The sequence below is a fragment of the Protofrankia sp. CiP1_Cm_nod3 genome (assembly GCF_982290655.1).
On record NZ_CEVIVD010000014.1, the window covers coordinates 36,678 to 45,296 of the forward strand.

Below are 8,619 nucleotides of genomic sequence, written 5' to 3' on the forward strand. Positions count from 1 at the left end.
GGCCGGGTCACGCCCGGCCGGGCCCGCGCTGGCCGGGAGCGTCCCGACCGGCCCCGCGTCCGTCACTTCTCGTCCGTCACTTCTTCTCGGTCCAGACGCCGTGGAACAGCGGCCACGAGCTCGCGTCGAAGGTCACCCCGTGCAGCTGCTTGGAGAGCCCGACGACCGTGGTGGGGATGTAGACCGGGACCGACGCGGCGAGCTCGATGACCCGCTTCTGGGTCTTGCCGTAGACGTCGTCACGAATCTTGGTGTCGAGCGTGGCGGCACCGGCGTTGGTCCACTCGTCCAGCTGCGGGTCGCTGATGAACGAGGCGTTCTGGCCACCGGTGGCTGCCGAGCTGGTGCTGTTGAAGAACAGCCGCAGGATGTCGGGCTCGGGCCGCGCCCAGCTGGAGTCCAGGATGTCGAACTCACCGGCGTAGCCCTTGGTGACGAAGGTGCCGATATCGAAGGTCGGGCGCTGGAGGTCGATACCGATCTTCTTCAGGTCGGCCTGGATCGCCTGGCCGAGGACCACCCGCTGGTCGCGGATGTACTCGGCGGGCATGAGCGGCCAGACGACGGCCAGGCGCTTGCCGTCCTTGGTGCGGTAGCCCTCGGCGTCCCGCCCGGTCCAGCCCGCCTCGTCGAGCAGCCGGTTGGACACCGCCTGGTCGAACGGCCAGGTGTTCTCCAGTGACTTGTCGTAGGACGGGGTGCTGGGCGCCAGCGGGCTCCAGGCCCGCTGGTACTGGCCGAAGTACACGGCCTGGACGTCCTTGCCGAGGTCGATGCCGCGCTGGATCGCGGTGCGCACCCGCTGGTCGGTCAGGGGTGCCCGGGTCACGTTGAGGTAGATCTGGTAGGTGCCGCCGGCGGCCTGCAGGCGCACCGTGCCCAGGGCCTTGTTCGCCTCGACGGCGGCGACGTTGGCCGGCGGGACCGCGCGGGCGCCGTCGACCTGCCCGCTGGTGAGCACGCCCACCCTGGTGGAGTCCTCCGGCAGGACGCGGATGGTCAGCGCGTCCAGGTAGGCCGCCCCGGTGTTCGCAGCGCCCTCAGGTGCCCACCTGTAGTTCGGGTTGCGGACGAACCGGACGCTCTGGCCCTTGGTGTACTCGGCCACGGTGAACGGCCCGGTGCCGACCTGGGCCGGCCCTTCCGCGCACAGTTTGTCCGCGTTTTCCTGCAGTGTCTTCGGCGAATAGAAACCGAGGTAGGGAGTGCTCACCGCCTGCAGGAACGGCGCCGACGGAGCAGAGAAACTGATCTTGACGGTGTGCGGGTCGACGACCTCGGTGCCGGTGTAGCTCTTGATGAGCGTCGAGGCGTACTGCGACTTCGTCTTCGGGTTGGCTATGTGGTCGAAGTTGGCCTTCACCGCGTTCGCGTCGAAGGGCGTGCCGTCGGTGAACGTCACGTCCGTGCGGAGCTTGAAGGTGAAGGTCTTGAAGTCGCTGGAGGTCTCCCAGGAGGTGGCCAGCCAGGGGTGGATCTTCTGGTTGGCGTCGAAGAAGAGCAGCGAGTCGACGACGTTGCGCTGGACCTCGGCGGTGATGTCCTGCGGGCTGACGTGGACGTTGTAGCAGACCGGCTCGGTGTCGATGGCGTAGGTCACCGAGCCCCCGGTGCTGGGCGCGGCCGCGCGGGGGGTGGACGATCCACCGTCGGACGACCCACAGGCGCCCAACACGAGCGCCGCAGTGACGGTGACGCCGGTGAGGGCGTACGTGGGCCTGACAAAACGCATGGAGCCACTCCGAATGTTCTGGACGGGCAAAAAATGCGACGGGACGGCTGGCATTCCGCGCGGCAGGCCGGTTACGGCACACGCGGGACACGCACCGGGACGGTGAACCCGCCGGGACGGCGGTCCCCGCCGGGACGACAGGCTCCGCCGGGACGGCGACTACACCGGAAAGACGACTACACCTGAAAACAGAGGTGGCCGCCGGGTCGGCGGCGGCACCGGACCGCGTGGCCGAACGAGAAAGACGACCGCGTACGGGTCAGCGTGAACAGGTGGCGCTGGAGACGCGCAACAGGTCGATGTGACGCCGCGACGTCAGACGCGACGTCAGAAGCGACGTCAGAACAGCCATGCTCCGACTGCTGTGACGATACCCCTGCGACCTCATGCGGGGGACATTAGCCGAGCCCAAACCCGGCCGGTGAAAAAGGCCGATGTGATGCTCGCCATATAGGCGTGCCTGACATCCGCCGTCCCGGCAGGAAGCGGTTTCGATAGTTGGTGCCCGGATGAATATCGGGGTACCAGTAGGGGTCGTCAAGGGTTGACTTCAAATCCGGCACATGTTAGCCGCGCCAGGCGGAACACGAGTGCTTACCCGGCACCGGCGGCACCGGCCCCGGTGACCGCCGCCGGAACACCCGTGCCGGAATAGCGCCGGCCGGGCCACCGCGTAGCCGTCCAGGCACACAATGTGCCGGCCACGCGGGCGGCCGGAATGCGACGGCGGAAGTGCCGTGGGTGACGCTCCCGTCCGGCCGAGCGCCCCGCCCACCGGGAACACCGCCCCGGGCAAGGCCCTGGCCCCTCGGAAAAGAACGGCGCTCCGGAAAGAACAGGACCCGGGAAAGAACCAGGGCCCCGGGAAACCGTACCGGGGATATCGGTGGCGGCACCGGTATCCCGTATCCCGTATCCCGTCGTCCTGGCGACAGCCCGGCCGGGCGGGAGAACGGGCAGGCGGGAGAACGGGCAGGAGAATGGACGGGAGAACGGAGCCGTCCCCGCGGGCCGGTCAGGGTGGCCCGCGGGGACGGCGGCTGGGACGGGCCCGGTCGCGGCCCTGTCACCTCGTGGGGGCTGGCGTCACACGGGCTGGCGCTGGGGGTCGGCCGGCTCACCCGCGGCGGGTACCGGCTGCCCGGCCGGCCGGGGCGTGCGGGCCAGCGCGAGGGCCACCACGGTCCCGGCGGCGCAGATGGCGGCCGACACCCAGCCGCCCACCCGCAGCGCGTCCACGATCCCGGCCGGGTTGGCGTCCGGTGATGCCGGCCCGTGCGGACGGGCCACCACGACCGCGATGATCACGGCCAGCCCCAGCGCGGTGCCGATCTGCTGGAAGGTCGAGGCCAGGGCGTTGGCGACACCCTGCTCGGCCGGTGCCACCCCGGCGGACGCGGCGACGAACACCGCGGTGAAGGCGACCCCACCGCCGATACCCCACAGCACCAGGCCGGGCAGCAGGGCCAGGTAGGAGCCGTCCACCGACACCCCGGCGGTGACGGCCGCGATGCCGACGCCGCCGACGAACAGGCCCGCGGCCATCGTGGTGCGCAGCCCGTAGCGGGTGAGCAGGGTGACGGCCGCCGCGCCGCCCACCATCGAGATCACGGTGAGCGGGAGGAACGCCAGCCCGGCCTCGAGCGGGCTGAAGTGAAGCACGTTCTGCAGGTATGTCGTGAACAGGTAGTACTCGCCGGCGAGGCTGCCGACGAGCAGCAGCACCGCGAGCATCGCGATCACCAGTGTGCGCTGCCGGAACAGCCGCGGCGGGGCCAGCGGGTCCCGGGTGCGCAGTTCGACCAGGACGAAACCGGCCAGCAGCACCGCCCCGACGATGATCGAGGAGGTGGTGCGGGCGGCCGTCCAGCCGGCCTCCGAGCCGGAGGCCAGACCGAAGACGACAAGCGCCACGCCGGCGGTGGCGATCAGCGCGCCGGGCAGGTCGAAGCCCTTCAGGCCGTGCGCCCGCGGCGGGTCCGCGGGCAGCAGGCGCGGGGCGGCCACCAGGGCCACGGCCGTGAGCGGGACGTTGACGAAGAAGACCGACTCCCAGCCGAACCAGTCGGTGAGCAGCCCGCCGAGCAGGGCCCCGGCGGCGAGCCCGCCGCTGGCCGCCACGCTCCACACCGCCAGGGCCTGGGTGCGTTCGGCACCCTCTTCGTAGATGGTGCTGATGAGCTTGAGGATCGCCGGGAACAGCAGCGCGCCGCCGACCCCCTGCACCGTCCGCGCGGTGACGAGCACGCCGGGTGCCGACGCCAGCCCGCCGGCCAGGGACGACAGGCCGTACACGAGAAGCGCGACGGTGAAGACGCGGCGCGCCCCGAGCCGGTCGGAGGCACGTCCGCCGAGCAGCAGCAGGCCACCGAAGGCGACGGCGTAGGCGCTGACGACCCACTGGATCGACTGCGAGGTGAAGCCGAGATCCCTGCCGATGTCGGGCAGCGCGACATAAACGATGTTGTAGTCGACGGCAACGATGAACTGCGCGAACGCCAGCAGCGCGAGGGTGAGCCGGGTGCGCTGATAGGGCAGCCCGGGGGCTGCGGGAACAGTCATGGGGCGGGCTCCTTCCTCTTCTTCTTCTTCTTCGGGTGCCTCTGGTGCCTCTGGTGCCTTGGGTTTCTTGGGTTCCTCTGGTGCCCTGGGTTCCTCGAGGCGGCGGCTGGCACGTGGGACCAGCCCGGACGGACGAGACGGACGGCGCGACCCCGCGGCGACGCGGCGCGTGCCCCGTCGCCGCGGGGCGACGGGCGTCCGGGCCAACTGACGCGACAGCCGCGACAGTACGCCGTTCAAAGACTACACGGCTATCAATGTTTGGCCGCAGTGTAGGAGACAAGCGCTGTAAACTACCAACGGTGGAAGATCGCATGCTTCGGCGCCGGGACCGGCTACGCGCCGAGACGGTCCGCGAGATCAAGGCGATCGCACTGCGCCACATGGCCGACGGTGGCGCGGCAGCGCTGTCGCTGCGGGCGATCGCCCGCGAGATGGGCATGACCGCGGGCGCGCTGTACAGCTACTACGACACCCGCGACGACATGATCACCGCGCTGGTGACCGACATCTACACCTCGGTGGCGCAGCGGCTGGAGACCGTCCGGGCCGCGGCCCCCGCCGACGATCCCGGCGCCGCCCTGACCGCGGTGGCGATGGCCTACCGCGAGTGGGCCGTCACCAGCCCGCAGGAGTACCAGCTTCTCTACGGCAGCCCCATCCCGGGCTACCGGTTCCCGGCCGAGGGCGACGCGTCCTCGGCCGAGCAGCAGGCGTGCGGCGTGCTGCTGCGCCTGGTGGAAAGCGCCTGGCCTGGCCTGCGGACCAGGCTGTCCGCGGCCGGGACGGACCCGGGCGACAGCACCGACGACCACGACTGGTCCGACTTCACCCCGCCGTTCGCCGCGCTGGCCCGCACGGCGGTTCCGGGCCTGCCACCGGCGGCCGTCGCGCTGTCGCTACGGATCTGGGGCCGGCTACACGGGCTGCTGGCGCTTGAGATCAACGGGCACCTGCGGCCCCACGTGATGGACCCGGCGACGCTCTACCGCGCCGAGGTGCGCGAGCTCGCCGCCTGGCTGGGCTCCGGCGACACCTCCGCCGGTGCCGCGAGCGCCGGCACCGTGGGCACCGAGGCCGCGGGATGCGACACTGCGGGGGCTGACACCGGCGGCGAAGCCGCCAGCTCGGCGCGGATGGCCGCGATGACCGCCCCGGGATCCTCCGCCAGGTAGAAATGCCCGCCGGGAAAGACCCGCAGGCCGAACGCGCCGGTGGTGTGGCCGCGCCAGGCCTGTGCCTCGTCGATCGTGACCTGCGGATCAACGTCACCGGTGAACACCGTGACCGGGCAGTGGACCACCGCGTCCGGCGCCGACCGGTAGGTCTCGACCGCGGTGTAGTCGGCGCGGATCGCCGGCAGGATCATCCGCAGGATCTCCTCGTCGCCGAGCAGCCGGGAGTCGGTGCCGGCGAGCTGGCGCAGCTCGGCGACGATGCCGGCGTCGTCCCGGCGGTGGACGTCCTGCCGCTGGCGGTACCTTGACGGCGCGCGGCGGCCGGAAGCGAGCAGGCGCACCGGCCCGTCCTGCCCGCGGGCCCGCAGGCGCAGCGCGACCTCGAAGGCCACGACGGCGCCCATGCTGTGCCCGAAGAACGTCAGCGGCTCGCCGCCCCACGGCAGCAGGGCCGTGGCGATCCCCTCGGCGAGCCCGGCGATGCTGGTGACCGCCGGCTCGCCGAGGCGGTCCTGGCGGCCGGGGTACTGGACGGCGAGCACTTCGACGCCGGGCCGGCCCGGGCCGGCCGATGCGGACAGCTCCTGGGACAGCGGGAAGAAAAAAGGTGCCGAGCCGCCCGCGTGCGGGAAGCAGACCAGCCGCCCGGCAGGATCCGCCACTGCGTGAAACCGTCGTATCCACAGATCGGCACCGCCGCCGGTACTACCGCCGGTGCCGTCGCCGGCACTCGTTCCGGGTCTCGTCATGACGGCTGCTGTCCTTTCCTGCCGGCGGCCGGCCGGGCCGGCGGGTGACATCCGAAAATACTCGTCCTGGTTTCCGCCATCCTTATCAGGGCCACCACCGGAAAGCAAGACAGGCATCCAAGAAAAAGCCTCACAGGAGCTAACGTTTCATTCTCCGGAGCAGCTGGCACATAATATGGGCCACGCATCCGTGTGAGCTGCACCACAATGACGGTAAGGGTCGACTAGGGGTATCGATAGGGGTTATCACCACGCGCTTTTCTGCGGATCATCTACATACTGGCCGGCTGATGGGTACCCGAGCCCGGGGTTCGTCGCATGGCCACAGGCCTACGCGGGCACGGCCGGCGGCAGCCGGCGGCGGGCCGTGTCCGGGCACCCCGACAGGCGTGCCCGGACGGAACGCGTGAACGCACGACACGGCGAAACGCGCAGACGAGGACGAAAGGGTGTGATACAGCGTGCCACCGCACCGCTCCAGCCGCCCCCGCGCCGCACGCTGTCCCCACCACTGTCTCCACCGCGCCGAGTGTTGTTGTTGTCGCCTCGGGAGCCCCCGGCCGCGCTGACGCCCCCGGCACCGGGGCCGGCCTGACCGGCTGCGGTGCCGGGCCGGCTGGCCGCGCGGCCGGCCCGGCCCACCGCTGGGACGGCACCCCGCCTCCGCCCGTTCGCCGGGATCCACACCGTGCGGCCCGCCCCCGGGCCCCGCCGCGGTTCCCGGCGGCCACACCAGATCTTCCCGGAAATCCGGATCCCGGCACCGCGTGAAACAACTGAAGGTGATCGCGCCGCCTTCGGCCGGCCAGCCGCCATCCGGCGCCCGGCCGCGCCGGCCGTTTACGAGAGGGAATGGACACCGAAGATGTCGCATGCCGAGACGCCGTCCGACATCGCCGTCGTCGGGCTGGCCGCCCGACTGCCCCAGGCGGCCGGCCCCGGGGAGTTCTGGCAGCTGCTGGAGAATGCGCGCAGCGCCGTCACGGATGTTCCCGCCGGCCGCTGGGAGGGAATCCCGGACGATATCCGCCCGCTGCGCGGCGGTTTCCTCGACGGCGTCGCGGGCTTCGACCCGGAGTTCTTCGGCATCTCGCCGCGCGAGGCGGAGGCGATGGATCCGCAGCAGCGTCTCGTGCTCGAGCTCGGCTGGGAGGCGCTGGAGGACGCCCGCGTCGTCCCGGCCGCGCTGGCGGACACCCGTACCGGCGTCTTCGTGGGCGCCATCGCCAGTGACTACGCCGGGCTGGTCCACCGTCACGGTCTGAGCGCCGTCACCCGGCACACCCTGACCGGGCTGGCCCGCGGCGTCATCGCCAACCGGCTGTCCTACCTGCTGGGCCTGCGCGGCCCGAGCCTGACGGTGGACACCGCCCAGTCGTCGTCGCTGGTGGCGGTGCACCTGGCCTGCGAGAGCCTGCGCTCGGGCGAGTCGGAGCTGGCGCTGGCCGCCGGCGTCCACCTCAACCTCACCGCCGAGACGGCCGTCAGCGCGCAGCGCTTCGGCGGGCTGTCCCCGGACGGGCGGTGCTTCACCTTCGACGCACGGGCGAACGGCTTCGTGCACGGCGAGGGCGGCGCGGTCGTCGTGCTCAAGCCGCTCGCGGCCGCGCTCGCCGACGGCGACCGGATCCACGCGGTGATCCGCGGCAGCGCGGTCAACAGCGGCGGCGCCACCGCGGGCCTGACCGTCCCGAGCGCACGGGCCCAGCGGGACGTGGTGCGCGCGGCGGCCGGACGCGCCGGCGTCGACCCGCGCGACGTGCGCTACGTCGAGCTGCACGGCACCGGGACCGCGCTCGGGGACCCGATCGAGGCGTCCGCGCTGGGCGCCGCCTACGGGGCCGGCCGGCCCGCCGGCGACCCGCTGCTGGTCGGGTCGGTGAAGACGAACATCGGCCATCTCGAGGGCGCCGGGGGGATCGTCGGTCTGGTCAAGACGGTCCTGGCGATCACGCACCGGGTGCTGCCGCCGAGCCTGAACTTCGCCACGCCCAACCCCCGGATCCCGTTCGAGGAGCTGCGGCTGCGCGTGGTGACCGCCCTGCGGCCCTGGCCGCACGACGACCGGCCGCTGCTGGCCGGCGTGAGCTCGTGGGGTGTCGGCGGGACGAACTGCCACGTCGTGGTGGGCGAGGCGCCCACCACCCGGCCCACGGCGGCCGCGGCGGGTGGCGCCGCGGCGGGTGGCGTGGCCGCGGTGGGTGGGCCGGCGGCCCCGGCGGCGCGCGCCGGGGACGATCGTGAGCCCGCGGGGCGCGCCGGCGGTGGCCGTGAGCCCGTGATACGCGGTGACGTCGTGCCGTGGGTGCTCTCCGGGCGCGGCGTGGACGCGGTGGACGCCCAGGCCGGCCGTCTGCTCACGCTGCTCGCCGGCTCCCCTGCCGGCGACGCCGACAGC

5 protein-coding genes and 1 pseudogene are annotated in these 8,619 nt (G+C 72.2%); 2 read left to right on the plus strand and 4 right to left on the minus strand.

Going from position 1 to position 8,619, the window contains the following annotated elements:
• Positions 1 to 76: 76 nt before the first annotated feature.
• From AC5LUJ_RS05200 to AC5LUJ_RS05210, 3 genes are all read right to left on the minus strand, one after another.
• Positions 77 to 1,732 carry an ABC transporter substrate-binding protein gene (locus AC5LUJ_RS05200; RefSeq protein ID WP_250285767.1) on the minus strand — a complete coding sequence of 552 codons (1,656 nt, stop codon included), beginning with the start codon at positions 1,730 to 1,732 and terminating at the stop codon, positions 77 to 79.
• Between the two features lie 259 nt (positions 1,733 to 1,991).
• Positions 1,992 to 2,120, minus strand: a complete 129-nt coding sequence (locus AC5LUJ_RS05205; protein ID WP_445548412.1) for a putative leader peptide — start codon at positions 2,118 to 2,120, stop codon at positions 1,992 to 1,994.
• Between the two features lie 698 nt (positions 2,121 to 2,818).
• Positions 2,819 to 4,294, minus strand: a complete 1,476-nt coding sequence (locus tag AC5LUJ_RS05210) for an MFS transporter (protein WP_250285768.1) — start codon at positions 4,292 to 4,294, stop codon at positions 2,819 to 2,821.
• A gap of 383 nt (positions 4,295 to 4,677) precedes the next feature.
• Here AC5LUJ_RS05210 and AC5LUJ_RS05215 point away from each other — a divergent pair.
• Positions 4,678 to 5,244: pseudogene (locus AC5LUJ_RS05215) on the plus strand (TetR/AcrR family transcriptional regulator); the annotation flags it as partial.
• Positions 5,245 to 5,279: 35 nt separating this feature from the next.
• Here AC5LUJ_RS05215 and AC5LUJ_RS05220 read toward each other — a convergent pair.
• Entirely contained in the window at positions 5,280 to 6,134 is an 855-nt protein-coding gene (locus AC5LUJ_RS05220; protein ID WP_493464544.1) for a thioesterase II family protein, read from the minus strand.
• Positions 6,135 to 7,086: 952 nt separating this feature from the next.
• Here AC5LUJ_RS05220 and AC5LUJ_RS05225 point away from each other — a divergent pair.
• A partial coding sequence (locus AC5LUJ_RS05225; protein WP_493464545.1) for a beta-ketoacyl [acyl carrier protein] synthase domain-containing protein occupies positions 7,087 to 8,619 on the plus strand: 1,533 nt, incomplete at its 3' end.

Excerpts from the sequence above, each read along its gene's own strand:
- AC5LUJ_RS05200 (WP_250285767.1), bottom strand. The coding sequence starts at position 1,732 with ATGCGTTTTGTCAGGCCCACGTACGCCCTCACCGGCGTCACCGTCACT.
- AC5LUJ_RS05205 (WP_445548412.1), bottom strand. The coding sequence starts at position 2,120 with ATGAGGTCGCAGGGGTATCGTCACAGCAGTCGGAGCATGGCTGTTCTG.
- AC5LUJ_RS05210 (WP_250285768.1), bottom strand. The coding sequence starts at position 4,294 with ATGACTGTTCCCGCAGCCCCCGGGCTGCCCTATCAGCGCACCCGGCTC.